Here is a 20915-nt window from a genome sequence, read left to right as displayed (position 1 = left end):
TAGATAGACAGCAGCTTTACCTACTTATTGAAAAAACATGTAGCCCTGTATCATTTTCCTGAAAGCTGCATCTCATTCTGAGGCCAGGAAGCAGGATCTTTCATACAATCCACAAAATACATTTTCATCATGCCTTTATGCTTGACCGGAATTTCTCCGCGGAAGCTGCACTGGAATTTTTCCTTTATGAGTTGGTAAGTGTTCTCTGAAATATTGATCTTCCCGTTCTCTGAAGTGGTTTCCATTCGTGAAGCGATATTCACAGCATCTCCCCAAATGTCATAGGCGAACTTTTTACTGCCCACTACCCCCGCCACTACCGGCCCCGTGTTGATCCCGATCCTGATGTCAAAGCGGGTTTCCACTTCTGAAGTAAGATTTTTTGCATCATTCACAAAATCCAGCATTTCACAGGCTGCAGCCACTACCCGTTCTGCATGATCTTCAGATGGAAATGGGACCCCCGAAGCGCACATGTAGGCATCTCCCACTGTTTTGATCTTTTCGAGCCCGAATTTTTCCACGATCCTGTCAAATTCAGAAAAATAGAAATCCACACTCTTTACCAGTTCTTCCGGGGAAAGATTTTCGGCATAATGAGTGAAATTTTTAAAGTCGGTAAACAAAATAGTTGCCGATTCGAACCTTTTTGCCGCTACCCTTCCTTTCTCCTTTAATTCCAATGCGGTCTCCTGCGGAAGTATGTTCAGCAACAGCAGCTCAGACCGATTTTTTTCCTTTTCAATGATCTTTTTTGTCCTTCCAATGAATTTGTTCCTCCGGTAAAGACCAAGGGCTAACAGAAGGATCAATCCCAGGGCAATGATAGAAGCCACAACGATGATCTGCTGATTCTTTCTCTGCTCATTGAGCAGGTCAACTTCATTCTGCTTCTTCGCCAGTTCATAGTCTGTTCGCAGGTTGGCCATATTACGATAGGCTTCCACATTCTCCAGGTTATCCTTGAACCTGACGAATTGTTTGTAATGCTTAAGGGCTTCCTCGCTATCCCCAACAGATTCATACAGCTGGGAAAGCTGAAAATGGGCATTCTTAAGGTCTTCCTTAAGTTGAAAATTTTCAGCGGCCTCCAGGCTTCTTTCTGCGAATCTTATAGCTGCCAACGTATCGCCTCTTTCCAGGGCGACTTCTGCAAGGGTACCGGCAAAATCTGTGATAGCTATGTAATCTTCATATTGTTCAAGAGTATCAATAGCCCTGTTTAAAAGACCTTCTGCCCGGTCCATTTGCCCCTGCCGAGCATAAATACGGCCCAAATTCCCTAAACTGTAAGCTTCGTAATCAGACCTTTTGTATTTTTTAAAGATCGTTCTTGCCTGACGGGTCACAAGTAAAGCGGAATCTAACTTTCCGCTTTCATACAGGTCATCTCCAAAATTATAAAGAGTTAGGCCAACAGCCAGAGAATCACCTCCTCTTCTCAAAGCTTCGATCCCTCTGTTATAATAAGAAAAGGCCAAAGTAGAATTGTCACTCTCTGAGTAAACATTAGCAATTTCTATATAGGTATTTCCAAGGCTGGAAATACTATCTATAGCGTCAGCCAATTCCGCGGCTTTGAAAAGGTCTTCCAAAGCCTTATCATATTCTCCCTTCCTTTGCCAGGCTACTCCCCTTTTGTGATTTCCTTTCATTAAGAAGTACCTGTTGGAACTTTCCAGTGAGGCTTTTATAAGCAGATCAGAAAATTTAACAATGCTATCCGGTGCCATCGAACCATAACTTATAGCTCTTAATAGTTCCAGATCATTTTGGCGGGAAGGAGTGGAGTAAAATATTTGTTTTAGACTATCAAGATCATAGCGCTCCTGACCTATACCCGGGAAGCCCGGTAATAGGAAAAGTAGTATTACGATGATTCGTAAAGTATACATCGAAAAATTAGTTTTCTTCCATTGCAAGTTTAGGATCAACCCTGTACACAGAATGTTTATTGTGATTTATGGTGAATTCGATATAATATCCCTCCACTCCCTTAATAAATTCATCCTTAACATTAGCCTTGTATTTACCATTAGAATCCGGTCCTTTTCCACGTGACTGCAATAACTCGGGTTCGTGGGTTTCCTTTTTGGTAATATTGGTTATTTGGATCGTATCATCAGATTCATCTCTGGCATTTCCAGACCATGTTACTTTTTTACCCTTACTGATTTGAGAAGTAAAATTTTTCGGATCCTTAGAAGGTTGTTTATTACTGCGGTTGTCTGTCAATGTTACATGGCTGTCTACATTGTGCTTATTGATGTTCTTGGTATCGACCTGCATAGTGATATCAGTATCTTGTCCCATAATTGAAAAAGTTTGGTTAATTAACTGATAATTAAGATAATAAAGATTGTATCGATTTTAAATAATTTTCGGTAAAGGGTAAATATCTGCTGTCAACTGCATTAAATTTCTGCCTTCCTTATGATAATTAAATAAAAAACTTATATTTATAAGAAGCTCCCTCTTTAGCCGAATCCATTTGTTCTTCCCCCAGAGAGCAATTTCTTTTAACCATCAAACTTTAAAAGAAGATACTCTTAACTAAATCAATTCAGTTTGGAATCCAAAAACCGACTTCAGGAGAACGGGCATAAAAGCATTGACTGGGGCTCACTTATTTCTATACAATCGATCTTGTATTCTATCCTGGGAGTATTTTCAGCAATGATCGCTTTGGAGGGTTTTATGCTGCCCAATCACTTTCTTGATGGCGGAGTAACGGGTATTTCCATCCTGGTGGAAGAGATCCTGCAAGTACCTTTCACCTACCTGCTGGTGGTCTTTAACCTGCCTTTTCTTTACCTGGGCTACCGAAGGATCGGAAAAACTTTTGCCTTCAGGGCCCTCCTATCCATTCTAATGCTCACCGTCCTCATGCATTTCATAGAGATCCCTGCGGTCACTGAAGACAAGGTGCTCATTGCCGTTTTTGGAGGATTCCTGATCGGCCTCGGAATTGGCCTGGTGATCAAGGCGGGAGGTGTGCTCGACGGAATTGAGATCATGGCCTTATACACCACCCGAAAATCGGCTTTTTCAACGGCAGAGATCATCATTGCATTCAATGCCCTTATCTTTTTGAGCGCAGCCTTTGTTTTTGATATAGAAACAGCGATGTATTCTTTTTTAGTATATTTCACAGCTGCACGCACTACAGATTATGTGGTGGATGGCTTTGAAGAATTCACTGCGCTCACCATCATTTCAGGTGAATGTGAGGAAGTAAAATCCTTAATTGTAAATGAATTTGGAAAAGCAATAACTGTGTATAAAGGCGAAAGAGGCTATCTTCCCAATTCATTCAAAGTGAAGCATGATTGTGATATCGTAATGACCATCGTAACCCGGCTGGAAATTCACCGAATAAAAGAAGCTACCCTTCAAATAGATCCCAATGCCTTTTTCTTCGTTCAGCGAATAAAAGAAGTTAAAGGAGGTATAGGAAAACACACCTCAAAAAACCTATAAAGACCATGTTCGACAAGATTTATAAAAAATTGATGTCACGGCTCGAGAAGAGTCTGCCCTCCTGGCTGTATTACCACAGCCCCGATCACACCAGGTATGTTCTGGAAAAAGCGATCTTTCTGGCTGAAAAAGAAAGTGTTTCAGGAAAAGATCTTTTACTGCTGAAGATCGCTGCGGTGTACCACGATGCCGGTTTCCTGGTAGGACCAAAAGATCATGAAAGAACAGGATGCAGGATCGCTGCTGAAGACTTACAGAAATATGACCTCTCTAATAAGGATATAGAAAAGATCTGCGGTATGATCATGGCCACCCGCATTCCTCAAAAACCGAACACCCGGCTCGAAAGGATCCTGGCAGATGCCGACCTGGAATACCTGGGGACCGACAAGTTCGAAGAATTTGGGCAAGACCTTTACAAGGAGCGTCTACACCTGGATCCGCGATTAAGCCTTGATGACTGGAATAAGGTACAGGTAGAATTCATTTCAAACCATCAATACCACACCAACTTCTGTAAGACTTACAGGGAGCCGATCAAACAGGAAAACCTGCGACTCCTGCTACAGGAGATCGACCAATAGATTTAAACCACCTTTACGGTCTCCACTTTCCAGATGTCTTCACAGTAATCAGATATTGACCTGTCAGATGAAAATTTTCCCATATTGATCACATTTAGTATAGATCTTTTCGCCCATTCATTCTGGTCCTTCCATGTTTTATGGACCTCATCCATAGCCTCTATGTAGGACTGGTAATCCTTTAATAACAGATATGGGTCCTGTTGTAACAGGTTGTCGTATATGGGCCGGAAGAGTTCCTTGTCTCCTTTTGATAATTTTCCTGAGATAAGAAAATCCATTACCTCTCTCAAATCATTATTCTGTTCATAGATCCTGTACGGATGATAACCTGCTTTTTTTGTTTCCTGTACCTCCTCGGTAGTAAGACCGAAAAGAAAGAAATTCTTCTCCCCTACCTCTTCTCTTATCTCCACATTGGCGCCATCAAGGGTTCCAATGGTAAGTGCTCCATTGAGCGAAAATTTCATATTTCCGGTACCCGAGGCCTCTTTCCCTGCCATGGAGATCTGTTCAGAAAGATCGGCAGCGGGATATACCTGTTGTGCCAGTTTAACGCTGAAATTAGGAAGGAAAACCACTTTCAACTTCTTATTAACTTCAGGATCATTATTGATCAGGTCAGCAACAGCAGTGATGAGCTTAATGATCCTCTTGGCCATAAAATATCCGGGAGCGGCCTTACCTCCAAAAATAAAAGAGGTAGGCGAAATATCTTTTCCTTTTCCATTTTTGAGACGCAGATACAGACTTAAAATGTGCAGGACTTTAAGGTGCTGGCGTTTGTATTCGTGGATACGTTTTACATGGATGTCAAAGAGCATTGAAGGATCTAGTTTTACCCCTGTCCGCTCTTCGATCAATGCTGTTAATCTTTCCTTGTTCTTAAATTTGATATTCCTCCACTCTTCCTGAAAGCTTTTGTCGTCAGCAAATTTCTCAAGATTGCGCAAAGCCGAAAGATCTGTAAGCCATTCTTTGCCTATCTTTCGGGTGATGAGATCTGCCAGTCCCGGATTGCTTAACGCCAGGAACCGTCGATGTGCAACTCCATTGGTCACATTGGTGAATTTTTCAGGCCAGAGCTCGGCAAAATCCTGAAGGACCATACTTTTCAACAAGCGGGAATGCAGTGCCGATACGCCATTCACCTTGTGACTACCCACAGTAGCCAAGTGAGCCATTCGAATACTTGGCTCTCCCCTGTCATCGATCAAAGACATCCTGGAGATCTGTTCTGTACTGAAATTCTGTTTGCGGAGTTCGTTCAGGAAACGGCTGTTGATCTCGTAAATGATCTCGAGGTGTCGGGGCAGCAATCTTCCCAGCAGGTTTACAGACCATTTTTCAAGAGCTTCGGGCAGCAGGGTGTGATTGGTGTAGGCGAAGGTATGCCGGGTGACATGCCAGGCTTCATCCCATTCCATCTGATGTATATCTACCAGGATCCGCATCAGCTCGGCCACTGCGATGGAAGGATGGGTATCATTTAGCTGAATGTTGAACTTTTCATGGAAGTTTTCCAGTTCCCGCCCCTGCAGCAAGTGCAACCTAATGATATCCTGCAGCGAACAGGACACGAAAAAATACTGCTGTTTCAACCTCAGTTCTTTTCCTGAAAGATTTTCATCATTGGGATATAAAACCTTGGTAATATTCTCGGAACGCATCTTCTTCTCCACTGCCCGATAATAATCTCCCATATTATAGGCTGCAAAGTCAAAAGACTCTATAGCCTCGGCGCTCCACAGGCGCATGATGATCCCGTTGCTCCTGTAGCCCAGAATAGGCGTGTCGTATGCTGTTCCCCTAATTTCAGAATCGGGGATCCAGTTAACCTGTAATTTATTATTCGAGTCATACTTATGCTCGGTATATCCTCCGAATTTCACCTCAAAGGCGATCTCGGGCCGTACCACTTCCCACGGGTTGCCGTAATGCAACCATTTATCGGTCACCTCGGCCTGCCAGCCGTCTTTGAGGGTCTGGTTGAAGATCCCGAATTCGTAGCGTATGCCGTAGCCAATAGAAGGCACACCCAGGGTGGCCATTGAGTCAAGGTAACAGGAAGCCAGCCTTCCCAGACCCCCGTTTCCAAGCCCCGGTTCCACTTCCTGCTCCAGGATCTTGTCCAGATCAAGGTCCAGATCGGCCAGGGCTTCACGGGTGGTTTTTGTAATGCTCAGATTAAGCAGATTATTCCCCAGGTGCGGCCCGGGAAGATATTCCGCAGAAAGATAGGCGACCCCGCGGGAATCCTGCTCGGCATATTCTTCAAGGGAACGTACATATTGCCTAAATACCCAATCGCGGACCGCGAGCGCGAGCGCGCTATAGTAATCGTTATCTGTAGCCACTGTAGGGATTCGTCCCAATCCGTAAAACAACTTTTCTAAAAATGACTTTTTTATCTCTTCCTTTGAAAGGTCTAAACCCGATCCAGGTTTGGAGGAAGTGAAATAGTCTTCAATATTTTTGTTTTGAGTTTTCATAGGGTCAATTTTCAGAAGAAATTACTAAATATTACACGAACCTAAAACCATAAAACCCACTATATGAAAACTTTAAGAGTGATTTTTATATAACCGCTATGGGAATTTCCCTTTTCTATTTTGTCGTCTTTGCCTAACAGCTAAAAAAAAGGCGATATTTGCTTTGATCACCTCCAGGGTAGTACAGTGAATAATTTCCTTAAGCAAAACCAAATGAACAGTGAATTCTATGATCTTACAGCTCTCGATCTTCAGGGAAAGGAAGTAAAGATGGATAAGTTTACAGGCAAAACAGTACTTGTAGTCAATACTGCTTCCAATTGTGGTTTTACTCCGCAGTTTGAAGGCCTTGAGAAACTGTATAAAAAATACCAGGATAAGGGACTAGTGATCCTTGGATTTCCCTGCAACCAGTTCGCAAATCAGGAGCCGGGGGATGAACGATCAATAGCCGAAGGATGTGTGGTCAATTACGGCGTAACTTTTCCCATGTTCTCAAAAGTAGAGGTCAACGGAAAAGGTGCCCACCCGATATTCAAATTCCTCAAAAATGAATTGCCAGGGCTTCTGGGAAAAAAGATCAAATGGAATTTCACCAAATTCCTGATCGATAGTACCGGCAGACCGGTGAAGCGCTTTTCACCGACAACCAAACCTGAGAAAATTGAGAAGCACCTACTAGACCGATTGAAAAACTAGTCCAAAGCTTATTTACTAAGCCTGTTGATCATAATGCGGGCTTCCCATTATATTCCTGTTAAGCGATACCCACTTCCATAGCGTTGCCTGTGTACAGTAGTTTATAATACTCGTCCACAGATTTCTTCCAGGTAAACCTCATTTTACGGGCATTGAGCTGGATCTGTTTCCAGGTGCTCTTTTCATGTTCGAACAGGTACAAAGCCTCCTTGAAACCTTCTACCATGTTGTAGACCTTTTCGTCATAGGTCTTACCGTCAAAAGTAAACCCGGTGTGAACATGCTGTACGGTATCCTTTAAGCCTCCGGTGTGGTGTACCAGGCAGGGCTGCCCGTGGCGCATCGCAAGCATCTGACTTATTCCGCAGGGTTCAAATAGACTCGGCATGAAATACAGGTCAGAATCGCGGTATATGGAATTCACCACTTCTTCGCTCTGGGTATTTATAAAAATGAAATTTCTCTTCTTGTAACTGATGTCCCGCAGCAGTTCTTCATAATCTGGCGCGCCTGTGCCCAGTAACACATAGATCCCTCCCACTCTTTCCAGCTTGTCCAGGATCTGTATAAGGGCTTCGGGCGACCGTTTGAAGAAATAGAATTTCTGCTCAGTAAGGCGTGCCACGCTGGCACAGATAAAATTCGGCCTCTTTTTTAAGAACGGCACAACCTTTTCACCGGTATGGGCCAAAAATTCAGCTTTTTGTCGGTTATGTTCTTTTTGAAGTTGTTTAAAAATACCGGTGGCAATATTCGGAAATAACTTGTTCTTCTTGGTTTCTTTCAGGTCGTGATAATTCGATCCGTTGAGGATTCCGTGGAAGCGTCCGTCCTTATCAGCCTGTCTCAGATCATTTTCCAGGCCTTCTCCGCCAACAAATTCGGGAGCTTCGCTTGGCAATAGCACATCCTGCTTATAGGAAGGCGAAACGGTATGAACCGCATCTGCAAACCTTATCCCAATGGCCATAAGGTTATAACAATCGGCATATCTTGGATCCCGCAGGGCATCCTTGTCAAAATCTATCTTCGGAAACCAGTTCTTCAGGGAAGAATAACTATTCTCGAATGGCCTAATTCCCTGCAGGGCAAGATTGTGGATACAGTATACAAACCTCAACTTTTCCAAAGCCGAATAAGCGGGATGATATTCTTTCAGGAACAGCAAGGTGCTGGAATGCCAGTCATGCAAATGAACAATATCCAATTTTCCGAATTTCTTCTGCTTTATGGCCTCGGCCACCGCGGTACAGAAAATGGTAAATTTGATCACATCTGTGTAAAATGGCTCGAATGCATCGTGCTGATAAATGCCCCCAAGATTTCCGGCCTCAATTTCTGGATGGTGGATCACATAATGGCTGATGTTCTCATCCTCCTCTTTTGCCTTGACTTCATACAGATAGGTGACGTAAGTTACCTCCCGTAATTGCACATTCAATTTAGAGATCAAAGTCCCTTCCTGGTGAAGTCTTGAATAGGACGGAGTGACCACATGCACCCGATCTCCCCTTTTTGAGATCTGTCGCGGCACATCTCTTATCACATCACCCACACCCCCTACTTTACAATTGGAAATTGCATCATTCTCTGAAGCGACAAAGAGGAAATTGTTCATAATTTTACGATTAAGATTAGCTTGTTCTTCCGGCTTCGAAAATAGCTGAATAACACCTAACAAACAGCATTTCAGTAAGTTAAAGATGTATTAAAAAAGTAGGAAGGCTTCCCAATTTTACAAACATCCAAAATCATTTTGATTTTTTTTTCGGACGCATGGTTGGCAGCAGTGTAAAAGGGAAATTCGTAGTTTAGCAGGAAAAGTAATTTCTCCGCCTTGATCGAAAAAACTGTCTACAGCCTCTCTCAACTGGCACGCTCTATACAAAAGGTGATGAATGCTCATTGCAGTAAGGTGGTATGGCTTAAGGCTGAGATCGTAAAGCTGAATTATTATTCAAAATCAGGTCATTGTTACCCGGCTCTGGTTGAAAAAAAAGACGGCAAGGTCATCGCAGAGATGAGAGGAAATATCTGGAAAGATACCTTTGAGAATATAAATGTGAAGTTCAGGAAGGTACTAAAAGAAGAGCTTAAAGATGATATGACCGTGGTACTGCAGGGATCGGTGACCTATCATCCTGTTCATGGTCTCGCTCTGAACATCCTGGATATCGATCCCGAATTCACACTGGGAGAACTGGCCAGGGAAAAAGCCCTGACCCTGGAAAAGTTGAAAAATGAAGGAATTATCCATACCAATAAAGAAAAGGACCTGCCGCTTTTGCCAAAGACCATTGCTGTGATCTCTGTTGAAAGCAGTAAAGGCTACCAGGATTTTCTGAGTGTCATAAACAGTAATGCGCAAGGGTACAAATTCCATCACCTGCTGTTTCCGGCCATCTTGCAGGGAGATAGGGCCGTAACCACCATAAGTCAACAGCTGGAGAAGATCAAACGTTTTTCCGAAGTTTTTGACGCCGTGGCCATAATTCGTGGCGGGGGCGGCGAGATAGGTCTTAGCTGTTTTGACGATCTTGACCTGGCAAGGAAGATCGCTACCTTTCCAATTCCGGTGCTAACGGGAATTGGCCACTCTACCAATGAAACGGTGAGCGAAATGGTCAGTTACCAAAGTTTCATCACGCCCACAAAGATCGCGGAATTTTTGTTGCAGAAATTTCATGATTTTGCGGTGCCGGTACAGCAGGCTTCCGAAAAGATCACCAAAGAAGTGAACTGGTTATTCCGCGACCAAAAGTCGGGCCTGCAGGAGAGCGCAAGGCTATTCAATTCCCTTAGCATTAGAGCGCTGGACCGGAACAAAGCCAATTTAGAGGAAGTTTCCCGGTCTTTGCTGAGCGGCAGCAAAAAACTCTTCCGAAGTAAAACAACGGAACTGAACCTTCTCGAAAAGGATCTGCTTCAGGCCACGAAAACACCCTTCAAAGAAGCCATTCAGAAATTACATTTTTCAGAAGAAAAACTGCGGCTGCTTTCTCCTGAAAATGTCTTGAAAAGAGGTTACAGCATTACCCGGCAGGACGGAAAAGCCCTTAGGGATGCCCGGGAGGCAGACCCCGAAAAAGCTTTGGAAATAAGCCTTTACAAAGGAAAGATCATAAGCCGAATAGAAAAAACAGAAAAATGAACGAAGAAATCACCTATACCGAAGCCTATAACGAGCTCCAGGAGATCGTTACCGAGATGGAAAACTCAGAGATCCAGATCGATGAGCTGGACACCCGCATCAAAAGGGCTTCCCTGCTTCTAAAGATCTGTAAGGACAAGCTTTTCAAAACCGAAAAAGAGGTGTCGGCAGTCCTGGAAGAGATCAGGAATTATTCTGTGGAAGGAAAATAAAAAAGGGTGTCAAAAAGGACATTTTTGGCACCCTTTGAAAAATATAGTTGGCGTTAAGCCTTATCTGTAGCCACTTTCCAGGTAGGGTCTTCCAGGATATTCACCTCAATGATCTCATCGGCGTTTTGCAGCAGGTTACGGCAGTCGCGGCTAAGGTGCCTTAAATGCAGTTTTTTGCCCTGCTTCAGGTAGCGTTCGGTGAGTTTATTGACGGCTTCAATGCCGGACATGTCCACTATCCTGCTTTCAGAAAAATCTATGATCACCTCTTCAGGATCGTTCAGCACATCGAACTTTTCATTGAAGGCGGTCACACTTCCGAAGAAAAGCGGACCATAGATCTCATAATGCTTTACTCCTTTATCGTCAACATATTTTCGGGCACGGATGCGTTTGGCGTTATCCCACGCGAAGACCAGCGCCGAAATGATCACCCCAACCAGCACGGCAAGAGCCAGGTTGTGAAGGAAAATGGTTACCAGCGTGACCAGCACCATCACCAGCACGTCTGACTTTGGCATTCTGCGGAAGGTTCTTAAACTCGCCCATTCAAAGGTTCCTATGGCCACCATGATCATCACTCCCGTAAGGGCAGCCATGGGTAAAAGTTCAATAAGATCGGCAGCGAACATGATGAAGACCAGCAGCATCACAGCCGCCACTATTCCCGAAAGCCTTGCGCGGGCTCCCGAAGAAACATTGATAAGACTTTGTCCAAGCATGGCACATCCTCCCATTCCCGAGAAAAATCCTGAAAGTACATTTGCGGTACCCTGGGCCACACATTCTTTATTACCACGGCCGCGGGTTTCGGTTATTTCATCCAGAATATTCAACGTCAGTAGACTTTCAATAAGACCTACTCCTGCCATAATTGCGGCATAAGGAAGTATTAAGGCAAATGTTTCCCAGGTGAAAGGCACCATTGGAATGTGGAACGGAGGAAATCCTCCCTGTATAGAGGCAATATCTCCTACCGTTTTTGTATCAATACCTAAGAAGGCTACAACTCCAAAAATAACAAGGATTGCAGCAAGAGAGGATGGAAAAACTTTTGTCAGCTTAGGGAGACCCCAGATGATCAGCATAGTGGTCAATACCAAGGCTAACAAGATGTAGAGGGGCTCTCCTGTCATCCATACAAGTTCCCCGGCTTCGTTCACTGTTTTGAACTGATCCAATTGAGAGGTGAAAATAATGATTGCAAGACCGTTTACAAATCCGAATATCACCGAATGAGGCACAAGTCTTATAAGTTTTCCCAGACGCAGCACTCCGGCCAGTACCTGGATCAGTCCCGCAAGAACTACTGTGGCAAAAACATATTCGGGACCATGAGAAACTGCCAAAGCAACGATCACCACAGCAACCGCACCGGTGGCACCGGAGATCATTCCGGGTCTTCCTCCTAAAATGGACGTAACCAGCCCCATCATGAAAGCTGCGTAAAGACCGGTCAAAGGGGAAAGTCCTGCGATAATGGCAAAAGCCACTGCTTCGGGGATCAAAGCCAAAGCTACCGTTAGGCCTGCCAGGATCTCGGTCCTGTAATTTACTTTTTGTTTAAAATCGAAAAGATTGAAGATCTTCTTCATCTAAAAATGGATTAAATATTAGAGATAGGAAATGTTGATCCTTTGTACAAGGATATATAGAAGACTGAAAAAGGTATTTTTCAGGGCGGAGTAACCGGGGAAACGGATGATTTTGTCTTGCTCGTCATATGAGCCGGCAAAACTATGACTTTTTTTAAAATAGGGAAATCTCTTACCGGGATTTAAGCACAGGTTCAAAGTACCCGTACACTTCGGGCAGTTGTAGGATATCTTGTAGCACTGAGGGAGTAATGGGTTTGGTATAGTATCCTATCACCTGTTGATATGAGGCTGCTTTTTCTTCATCTTCCCAGAAAAGGGAAGAGGTCACCACAACCACATTCACTTTTTCTGCGTAGGTACTATCCTTACAGGCCTCCAGGAAATCCCAGCCGTTCATTTCGGGCATGTTCAGGTCAAGAATTACCAGGATCTTTTCTGAATCTCCTGCATTCCGCTCTAAAAACTCCAGGGCTTCCCGGCCATTTTTGCACATCACAGGAGACAGAGAGACCGCCTTTTCCAGAAGGAACTTCTGGATCCGCGCTACCACCTGGTCATCTTCTGCAATAAGTATTTGGCTCGAACTATTTTTCAATTTTAATGCCTTCGGTTTTCCTGATTATACCTGTAACGATCCTGTCCAGTTCTTCTGCAGAATCTTTGATCAACTGCAGGATCTCTTCTTTTTCCCATTCGCCATTGTAGTCCTCATCAAAAAGGTTGAGTAGCCCTTTTAAACGGGCAATGGGTGCCCGTACAATGTGGGCTTGCTCCCAGGCTACTTCTTTTAAAAGCTTATTTTGTTTTTTGATCTTCTTCAACATCTGCCGCGATTCGGTCACATCAAGAGTCGCGCCAACCATTCTTACCGCCTTCCCCTCAGGGTCACGAATGATGTACCCCCGGTCTATCACGTAGGCATTTTGGCCATTGGGCTTCCATATCTTATACTCTTCCCTCCATTTATCAAGAGAAGGATCTTCAAGAGTCTTGTATAGAGAATCTTTGATACGATACCGGTCTTTCTCCACGATACGTTCAAACCAAAAATTCTCTACAGAAGATTTTTCATGCACCTCGATCCCGAACATCTTTTTAAATGCCTTACCACGATCAATATAACCTTTCGTGATGTCCCAATCCCAGATCATCTCTTTGGTGGCCTTCATGGCATAGGTGAATCGCTTATTGGCCAAGCGTAAGGCATTACGCCTGTTTACAAGGCCGGAGATATCACTGGTCGCGCCTATAAGTCGTACTGCCTTCCCTGCTTCATCCCGCAGGATCATACCGCGGTCGATAAGATGTGCGTAACTGCCATCGGCCCTTTTTATCCTGTAAGTGGTTCTTATCTGTGACCTGTTAGTATCGGCCAGCGCGCTTTTTAGAATTTTCCGAAGGTCTTCAAGTTCTTCAGGATGAACATGTTCTTTCCAGAATCGCCGCTGATCTATCTCGTCGCGTTGATAGCCAAACTGTTTCTCCTTTCCTGTAAAAAAGCGTTTTACAGAATCAGTGACAAGATCCCAGTCGTAAATAAGATCCCCGGTTGCCGCGGCTGCCAATTCGTAGCGTTCATGCAGCTGCTGTAATTCGCAGTTCTTTTGAATAAGATCGGTCACCTCTCGGGAATTGATCACCACTCCTTCAACATTAGGATCATCAACCATGTTGGTGACGTTAGTTTCAAACCATCTCCAGACCCCATCTGCGTCTCGGTACCGAAAGGGTGCAATCCTAAGCTTCTTTTTTTCTTTTATCTGTGAAAATTCTTCAAATACCCGTCCTTTGTCCTCCGGGTGAATAAAATCAAAGGCATTTTGTTCATTGAAATCTTGCGGTGGAATTCCCAGAATGGAAATAGAAGATTCACTGACGAATTTATAGTTTCCCTCAATATCCAGAATTCCTACCAGATCAAAGGCTTCCTGCACCAGGGCTTGATAACGTTTCTTCCGCTTCCAAAGTTCTTTTTCCTTTTGTTCAAGCTCTGTCGCTATTTGTTTTCTTGCCCTCTCTTTGAAGATCTCGGCTGTTTGATCTGTTGCAGTATGAAGAATATACTTTACAGTTTCATCTTTACTAAAGATGGGAGTGTTTTCGGCCTCCCAGTATTTTTCTTCTGTCTCTCCCGTCTCATGGTTTACAAGGTCTAACCTAAAACAAGAAACCTTATCAGGTTTGGCCGAGCTTCTTACTTTTTCAACAGAGTTTTCCAGTTTACCCAGCACCTCGATTTCCTGCGGAGTGGTTTGAGGAAAGACCTCCCTTACTTTCTTTCCGATTAATTCTCCCTCCTTCTTTCCCGTGACCTCAAAATATTTTTTATTGACATCCCTGATCCGCAACCCTCCCTCTACCGGTTCTAAAAGAACCGCAGGCAAAGGCAAACTTGAAAACATTTCCAGGTAAAAGTCGGTCATAAGGTTGGCAGTTTTTGAGACAAAGCTGTTTTAAAATTACAAAGGTTTATTTGAAATGGCTGATAAAACAATCATAAAGAAAGGAAAGAAATTTGGACTTATCAACAGTAAAATTTACATTTTATCGTTGATTGGAATATTTTTTAATCAAAATTGTAGGAAATTTCCTAATTTTTATTTCTGTCATAGTCGCTCAAGATCAACCTGCAAAGAAAGAATAGTTTCTGAAAATTTCGCTTTGAAAATATCCTTTTAAACGGATTTAATTTTCCGGTTAAATTTGATCTAAAAAAGGAAGAGTAACAGCAGATTATACTGAAAACGAATCAGATCTCTTTTACTGAAATGATCTTGACGGGGCAGGCTTTTGCGGCCGCTTCTGAAGCTTCGGCTATGGAATGATCGGGAGATTTGAGGGTGTGAAAGCCTTTCTTGTCAGTGGCTTTGAGCAGAACCGATTTGCCGTCCTTTTTGGACATCCGGAATTGCTCGGGTGCCAGCTCCACGCAATAGTTACAGCCAATGCATTTGTTCCGTTGAAGGGTAATGACCACCATTAGGCCTCAACAAGTTTATATAGTTTGTCTGAAAGTCTTACCCTAAAAGGTAATTTTATGGTACAGCTATCCCCTTTAGATGCTTTTTCTGCAGCCGCGTCGTTCACGAACATTTCATCCAGGTCAAACTCCTTAGCCCCTGTGGTGGGACCTGTCACCAGGATCCTGTCGCCCTTTTTGATGTCATAGGCCTCGATCTGGAATTCGGCAATTCCGGCTTTTGGAAAATAATGCATCCCCTTACCCACATATACTTTTTTCTGAGTGGCCTGTGAGCCTGAAGTTTTGCTCCACTCCCCCATTTTCTGGCCCAGGTAATATCCGCTCCAGAATCCGCGGTTGTAGACGGTACTCAATTCTCCCATCCATTTTTCCACCTTTTCTTCGGAATAAGTTCCTTCATACCAGGCATCAATGGCTTCCCTGTAGGCCCGGGTAACGGTTGCCACATATTCGGGGGCACGCCCTCTTCCTTCAATTTTCAACACCTGCACTCCCGCTTCCATGACCTCATCCAAAAAATTGATGGTGCACAGGTCTTTTGGGGACATCATGTATTCGTTGTCGATCTCGATCTCAAAACCAGATTCCTGGTCAATGACCATATATTTTTTCCGGCAGTTTTGTTTGCAGGCGCCGCGATTGGCCGAAGAATTATGGGAATGAAGGCTTAGATAACATTTTCCGGAGACCGCCATGCAAAGCGCACCGTGGCCAAAGATCTCTATCTTTACCGGCTTTCCTGAAGGGCCTGTAATATTCTCTTTTTGGATCTGCTCTGTGATCTTTTTTACCTGCCTAAGGCTAAGCTCCCTGGACAAGACCATGGTCTCGGCAAAAAGGCTGTAGAACTTCACCGTTTCCACATTGGTGATATTGAGCTGGGTGGAAATGTGAATATCTATGCCCATACTCCTGGCCGAGGCGATCACCGCCTGGTCTGATGCGATCACGGCAGTCACTCCCGCTTCCTTTGCTTTAGAGAGCAGGTGCTTGATGAGGGAAAGATCGTGGTCGTAGATAATGGTATTGAGGGTAAGATAGGTGCGAACCTTTTTTGCTTCACAGCGCTCTACGATCTCCGCCAGGTCATCTATGGTAAAATTGATAGAGGCACGCGCCCTCATGTTTAATTGTTCTACCCCAAAATAAACCGAATCTGCCCCGTTGTCAAGGGCTGCCTGTAAAGATTCAAAATTCCCCGCCGGGGCCATCAATTCCATTCTTTCCATTTCTAAAGCAAAAAAGCCGCGGTAGATGTTGTGAATTCCGGGGCAAAATTTTCAGGCTGCAAATAAAAAAACTATGAAAAAGGTAAAATATGACACAGATCATATTTTGAAAATGGATCTTTTCGTTCAGGGCCAAAACTGACTTGTGACCAGGGTCATAATTCAGACCAAAAGGTTCTGTTTTCTTTGTTCCTGAAAATAAATCAGATCAAAATGACAGAAACCATAGACATTTCGAACCTTCCGCAGGGACATCCTGTGAGCATATATTTTGAGGAAAAGGCACTGATCCAGAAACTGGCCGAAGAACTGCAGCAAACAGACCCTGAAGCCGAGGCCCAAAAATTCTATAACATCTTCAATCAGCTGTCGGGAATTGAAAGACGGTTTGAGCGAAAGGAGAATCAGTTATTTCCGTATTTGGAGAAACGCGGATGGAACGGGCCCTCTCAGGGAATGTGGTCTTTTCAAGATAACCTGAGGGAGCAGTTCAGATTGCTTCGGAAGAAGATCGAAGCAAGGGACTTCGAAGAGGTGCAACGTGATTCGCAATATTTAATAAGCGGGATTTACAGGCTGCTGCTGGTAGAGCAAAATGTGCTCTTTCCCAATGCCCTTAATATGCTGACGGAAGAGGACTGGAAACAGGTGCGCAAAGGCGAAGAAGAGATCGGCTGGATGCTGGCTGAAACTCCCGCTGCTTTCCCCAAAGAACAGGAAGAATACGTTCACCCCAGCCAGGACCATATCAAGCGGGAACTCTCCTTTTCACTTGAAGACCGGCATCATTATGATGAAGGGTATATGACGGTGGAACAGGTGAACCTGCTGTTAAAGACCATGCCGCTGGACCTCACCTATGTTGATGAAAATGATAAAGTGATCTTCTACAACCGGGGCGAGGAACGGGTATTCCCACGAAGCGCCGGGATCATTGGCCGTGAAGTTAAATTCTGCCACCCTCCAAAAAGTGTGGGCACCGTGTTGAGGATCCTCGAAGAATTCAGGAAAGGAACGAAGAACGAATCTTCATTCTGGATCAATTACAAGGGCCGGTTGATCTACATCAGGTATTTCGCGGTGCGGGACAAAGAAAAGAAATATCGCGGCGTGATCGAGATGTCACAGGACATTACCGACATCAAGAACATTGAAGGCGAAAAGAGGTTGCTGGACTGGAATTAAAATAAAGATTCAAGAGCTTCAGGAGACTGTATACCAGGTTTCTCTGACCGCTTTTTTGTACATTTATTGGAATATCAACCATTAAAATTCAAAAACATGAAATTGCTGAAGCTCTTTTTTCTCCTCCTATTACCGGCAGGCATCTATGCGCAGGCCGATGTTCCTTCACCCGAGGTACAGATAAAAACCGCCGTGCTTGCCGCGCCCGAAGACCTGCGTGACGGAGCAATGGTCTACGGCTATGATGATTCCGGAAAGATGGTGGTCCTCAGAGAAGGAACCAATAACCTCATGTGTCTTGCAGATGATCCCGCCAAAAAGGGTATTTCGGTTTCCTGTTATTCTAAAAAACTGGAACCATTTATGGCCCGCGGAAGACAACTCATCGCTGAAGGGAAATCCGAAATGGAGAAAAGGGAGATCCGTCAAAGAGAGGCCGAATCGGGAGAACTTCAAATGCCCGATGCTCCCAGTATGACCTACATCTTATCCGGAAGTGAAGAAAATTATGATCGTAATACGGGTGAATTGAAAGACGCGAATTTCAGGTATGTGATCTACATTCCTTATGCCACCGCCGAGTCCACAGGTTTACCAACCAAACCCTTTGCCCCGGGAATGCCCTGGATCATGGACCCCGGCACCCACAGGGCCCATATCATGGTAACTCCTCCCACGAAATCCAAAGAAAAGGAGTAAATTATTATTTTACAGGGTCATGGCCCCAGTTCATTAAGCTGTACCTCCAGGGGGTGTTTTTTACATCCCCTTCAGGTCGCTGAGCTTTATGCCTTTTGATGTACCCATTCACTTTTTGCATATGCTCGTAATCTGAGGTGCTGAGTTCGGCTTTTTTGGTACGCTTTATCTTTACGATCTTTTTGGCGCTTTTCCGGCCAATGGATTCCCCGTCACCGCTATCCAGCCCTACTTCCTTTGACTCTTCCTTTTCAAGCCAGTCCTCAATTTCTCCAGGGCTCATATTCACCAACTCATTAAACTCCTTGTAAACTTCCTCTTTTTCTTCTTCTTTCATAGTTCTATTTCTTATTGATCTCTTTCAGCAGATCCTCCAGGTCAAGCCTGCGGGTAAACATTTGCAGAGATCCGTCAGGCTTTTTAGGCCACTGTTCCCTGGGACGATCGTGGTACAACTCCACTCCGTTACCATCGGGATCATCAAGATAAATGGCTTCAGAAACTCCGTGATCGGCAGCACCGGTAAGTGGATAATTGGAGTCGCGCAGTCGCTGAAGAATTTCAGCAAGATCTTTCCGGGTTGGATAAAGGATCGCAACATGGTAAAGTCCCACTCCGGTTGGAGCCGCTTTGGGAGCATCTTCACTGTGCCAGGTGTTCAAACCAATATGATGATGATAGCCGCCCGCCGAAAGAAACACTGCGGAATTTCCCATTCGTTCGGTCACCTCAAAACCTAAGAGGTCACGATAGAACTTAAGGGCCCGTTCAAGATTGGAAACCTTCAGGTGAACATGGCCAATCGTGGTTTGAGAAGGAGCTTTATACTTTTCTGGCATTTTTAGATTTTTTTATCCTATAAAAGATAAGGATTAAATTCAACTTCCGCAGCAAGAGAGAAAGCAGGGGGAGAACAGGATAAAGTCCGGGTGAAAATCTTATTTTTGACAATAAATTTTCGACCATGTTCAAACGTACCTTTATCGCCCTTTTGATCCTGATGGCCATACCTGTTTTCCAGGCCTGCCAGGATTCTCCTTCTAATCAGCAACAACAAAAGCAAGAACAGCAAAAGCAGGAAAAACAAGAACCGTGGTCTGAAGAACAGCTCATGGAACCGGCAGAACTTGCCGGAACTTTAAAAGCTGATGACCAGGACATCCCCGTCATAATAAGCCTTGGTGCCGGTAATATTATCGGGAATTCAAAGGATACCGGTCCTTCAGGTGAAAAAGAGGGACTTCAAAATTTGAGGAATGAGGTTAAAGATCTTCCAAGAGATACAGACCTTGTAATTTATTGCGGCTGCTGTCCCTTTGAACACTGCCCTAACGTGAGACCTGCATTCAGTTTACTCAATGAAATGGGCTTTGAGAATCATAAACTGCTCAACCTTCGGGATAATATAAAGGTAGACTGGATAGACAAGGGATACCCGGTAAGTAGGCAGCAATAGATACAGAAAGATCTGCACGAAGAAAAATGTTCAAATATTTGTTGGGATATTCAGTATCTTTAATAGTAAACATTCCTGACAGCTCATGCAGACGATCTTAGGGGCAGGCGGTCCTATTGGTACCGAACTGGCAAAAGCATTAACAGTATATACCGGCAACATCAGGCTGGTTAGCAGAAATCCCAAAAGGGTAAATCCCGAAGATGAACTTCTTGCCGGAGACCTGCTGGATTATGCCGTGGTTGATGAAGCAGTCAAAGGATCTGAAGTGGTTTATCTAACCATTGGTTTTCCATATGATCATAAGGTATGGGAAAGGAACTGGCCCAAACTGATCTCAGATGTTATTAAAGCCTGTAAAGAACACGACTGCAAACTGGTCTTCTTTGATAATGCCTATATGTATGATAAGGACAAGCTGGACTGTATCACAGAAAGCACACCGGTAAATCCCTCTTCAAAAAAGGGACAGGTAAGGGCCAGGATAGCTGAAATGATCATGCAGGAAGTATGGACAGGAAAACTCACCGCCCTCATCGCCAGGTCGGCTGACTTTTATGGCCCGGGAATAGAGAACAACAGTTTACTTATAGAAACGGTTTTCAAGCCAATTTACAAAGGGAAAAAGGCGATATGGTTAGGTTCTGCCAGGTATAAACACTCCTTTACCTATACGCCCGATGCAGGGAAAGCCACGGCTTTACTCGGCAACACAGAAGATGCTTTTAACCAGGTTTGGCATTTGCCTACTGCTCCTAATCCTTTTACCGGAAAACAATGGATCAATGAGATCGCAAGACAAATGAACAGAAAACCCGGCTACTGGTCCATTCCAAAATGGATTGTAAGGTTCATGGGCTTGTTCATGCCCATAATGCGTGAAACTGTGGAAATGATGTACCAGTACAACAGGGACTACGTTTTCGACAGCTCAAAATTTCGGGAGAGATTTGACTGGCAGGCAACCTCCTGCAAACAGGCGATAAGAGAAATCATAAAAGCTGACTTTCCGTCAAAATAAGTACCGGAGGAGTCGGAAGGAATCTTTTTACGAAGATCTTAGGTAACATTAACAATAACTTAACCTAAGGGCAACTTTCCGGGCTTGGCAAAATCTCGTTTTATTCTGAAATTGTAGAAGGACTTC

The 20915-nt window shown here is 44.1% G+C and carries 20 protein-coding genes; 9 read left to right on the top strand and 11 right to left on the bottom strand.

From position 1 onward, the window contains the following. Nucleotides 1-50: 50 nt before the first annotated feature. Together BLS64_RS09145 and BLS64_RS09140 are read right to left on the bottom strand one after the other, a co-directional pair. Entirely contained in the window at nt 51-1895 is a 1845-nt protein-coding gene (locus tag BLS64_RS09145) for an adenylate/guanylate cyclase domain-containing protein (protein ID WP_093113211.1), read from the bottom strand. 7 nt (nt 1896-1902) lie between these two features. Beyond that, a complete protein-coding gene (locus BLS64_RS09140) occupies nt 1903-2313 on the bottom strand; it encodes a hypothetical protein (RefSeq protein ID WP_093113210.1) in 411 nt (136 codons plus the stop codon). 255 nt (nt 2314-2568) lie between these two features. Here BLS64_RS09140 and BLS64_RS09135 point away from each other — a divergent pair, with 255 nt between their 5' ends. After that, a complete protein-coding gene (locus tag BLS64_RS09135; protein WP_245693408.1) occupies nt 2569-3480 on the top strand; it encodes a YitT family protein in 912 nt (303 codons plus the stop codon). Nucleotides 3481-3485: 5 nt separating this feature from the next. Further along, nucleotides 3486-4064: an HD domain-containing protein gene (locus BLS64_RS09130; RefSeq protein WP_093113209.1), complete on the top strand. Its 579-nt coding sequence runs from the start codon at nt 3486-3488 to the stop codon at nt 4062-4064. A gap of 2 nt (nt 4065-4066) precedes the next feature. Here the strand turns inward: BLS64_RS09130 and BLS64_RS09125 are convergent, their stop codons facing one another. Continuing rightward, nucleotides 4067-6556: a glycogen/starch/alpha-glucan phosphorylase gene (locus BLS64_RS09125; RefSeq protein WP_093113208.1), complete on the bottom strand. Its 2490-nt coding sequence runs from the start codon at nt 6554-6556 to the stop codon at nt 4067-4069. A 213-nt stretch (nt 6557-6769) separates the two neighbouring features. Here BLS64_RS09125 and BLS64_RS09120 point away from each other — a divergent pair, with 213 nt between their 5' ends. Further along, complete coding sequence (locus BLS64_RS09120) at nt 6770-7255, top strand: glutathione peroxidase (protein WP_093113207.1); 486 nt, start codon at nt 6770-6772, stop codon at nt 7253-7255. A gap of 58 nt (nt 7256-7313) precedes the next feature. Here BLS64_RS09120 and BLS64_RS09115 read toward each other — a convergent pair whose 3' ends face one another. Then, entirely contained in the window at nt 7314-8873 is a 1560-nt protein-coding gene (locus tag BLS64_RS09115) for a glycogen synthase (RefSeq protein ID WP_093113206.1), read from the bottom strand. A 219-nt stretch (nt 8874-9092) separates the two neighbouring features. Here BLS64_RS09115 and xseA point away from each other — a divergent pair, with 219 nt between their 5' ends. Together xseA and xseB are read left to right on the top strand one after the other, a co-directional pair. Continuing rightward, the gene (gene xseA / locus BLS64_RS09110) at nt 9093-10406 is read left to right on the top strand and encodes an exodeoxyribonuclease VII large subunit (RefSeq protein ID WP_093113205.1); all 1314 of its coding nucleotides are present in this window, start codon (nt 9093-9095) and stop codon (nt 10404-10406) included. Continuing rightward, on the top strand, nt 10403-10618 hold the full coding sequence (gene xseB / locus BLS64_RS09105) for an exodeoxyribonuclease VII small subunit (RefSeq protein ID WP_093113204.1): 216 nt from the start codon (nt 10403-10405) through the stop codon (nt 10616-10618). Before xseA ends, xseB begins: the two co-directional genes overlap by 4 nt. A 53-nt stretch (nt 10619-10671) precedes the next feature. Here xseB and BLS64_RS09100 read toward each other — a convergent pair whose 3' ends face one another. From BLS64_RS09100 to BLS64_RS09080, 5 genes are all read right to left on the bottom strand, one after another. Continuing rightward, complete coding sequence (locus BLS64_RS09100; protein ID WP_093113203.1) at nt 10672-12213, bottom strand: SulP family inorganic anion transporter; 1542 nt, start codon at nt 12211-12213, stop codon at nt 10672-10674. 172 nt (nt 12214-12385) lie between these two features. Next, nucleotides 12386-12811 (bottom strand): response regulator, encoded by a 426-nt coding sequence (locus tag BLS64_RS09095; RefSeq protein ID WP_093113202.1) that lies wholly within the window; start codon nt 12809-12811, stop codon nt 12386-12388. Further along, nucleotides 12801-14639 (bottom strand): PAS domain-containing protein, encoded by a 1839-nt coding sequence (locus BLS64_RS09090; protein WP_093113201.1) that lies wholly within the window; start codon nt 14637-14639, stop codon nt 12801-12803. Before BLS64_RS09090 ends, BLS64_RS09095 begins: the two co-directional genes overlap by 11 nt. 326 nt (nt 14640-14965) lie before the next feature. Beyond that, the gene (locus tag BLS64_RS09085; RefSeq protein WP_093113200.1) at nt 14966-15196 is read right to left on the bottom strand and encodes a ferredoxin; all 231 of its coding nucleotides are present in this window, start codon (nt 15194-15196) and stop codon (nt 14966-14968) included. Then, nucleotides 15196-16428, bottom strand: coding sequence for a peptidase U32 family protein (locus tag BLS64_RS09080; RefSeq protein ID WP_093113199.1), 1233 nt, complete (start codon nt 16426-16428; stop codon nt 15196-15198). The genes BLS64_RS09085 and BLS64_RS09080 overlap by 1 nt, the downstream gene beginning before the upstream one ends. Before the next feature lie 213 nt (nt 16429-16641). Here BLS64_RS09080 and BLS64_RS09075 point away from each other — a divergent pair, with 213 nt between their 5' ends. Together BLS64_RS09075 and BLS64_RS09070 are read left to right on the top strand one after the other, a co-directional pair. After that, nucleotides 16642-17613, top strand: coding sequence for a DUF438 domain-containing protein (locus BLS64_RS09075; RefSeq protein WP_093113198.1), 972 nt, complete (start codon nt 16642-16644; stop codon nt 17611-17613). Between the two features lie 96 nt (nt 17614-17709). Further along, nucleotides 17710-18312: a hypothetical protein gene (locus BLS64_RS09070; protein ID WP_093113290.1), complete on the top strand. Its 603-nt coding sequence runs from the start codon at nt 17710-17712 to the stop codon at nt 18310-18312. 4 nt (nt 18313-18316) lie between these two features. Here BLS64_RS09070 and BLS64_RS09065 read toward each other — a convergent pair whose 3' ends face one another. Further along, a complete protein-coding gene (locus BLS64_RS09065; protein WP_093113197.1) occupies nt 18317-18649 on the bottom strand; it encodes a DUF3140 domain-containing protein in 333 nt (110 codons plus the stop codon). A 4-nt stretch (nt 18650-18653) separates the two neighbouring features. Next, complete coding sequence (locus tag BLS64_RS09060; protein ID WP_093113196.1) at nt 18654-19151, bottom strand: VOC family protein; 498 nt, start codon at nt 19149-19151, stop codon at nt 18654-18656. 125 nt (nt 19152-19276) lie between these two features. Between BLS64_RS09060 and BLS64_RS09055 the strand changes: the two genes are divergently transcribed. Then, a complete protein-coding gene (locus BLS64_RS09055) occupies nt 19277-19768 on the top strand; it encodes a rhodanese-like domain-containing protein (RefSeq protein ID WP_176763459.1) in 492 nt (163 codons plus the stop codon). A gap of 85 nt (nt 19769-19853) precedes the next feature. After that, nucleotides 19854-20789 carry an NAD-dependent epimerase/dehydratase family protein gene (locus BLS64_RS09050; RefSeq protein WP_093113195.1) on the top strand — a complete coding sequence of 312 codons (936 nt, stop codon included), beginning with the start codon at nt 19854-19856 and terminating at the stop codon, nt 20787-20789. The last annotated feature ends 126 nt before the right edge of the window (nt 20790-20915 follow it).

It is taken from the genome of Salinimicrobium catena (genome assembly GCF_900102915.1).
In the GTDB taxonomy this organism is placed as follows: domain Bacteria; phylum Bacteroidota; class Bacteroidia; order Flavobacteriales; family Flavobacteriaceae; genus Salinimicrobium; species Salinimicrobium catena.
The sequence above is the reverse complement of the archived record's forward strand: the minus strand, read 5'-3'. Positions and strand labels throughout refer to the sequence as shown.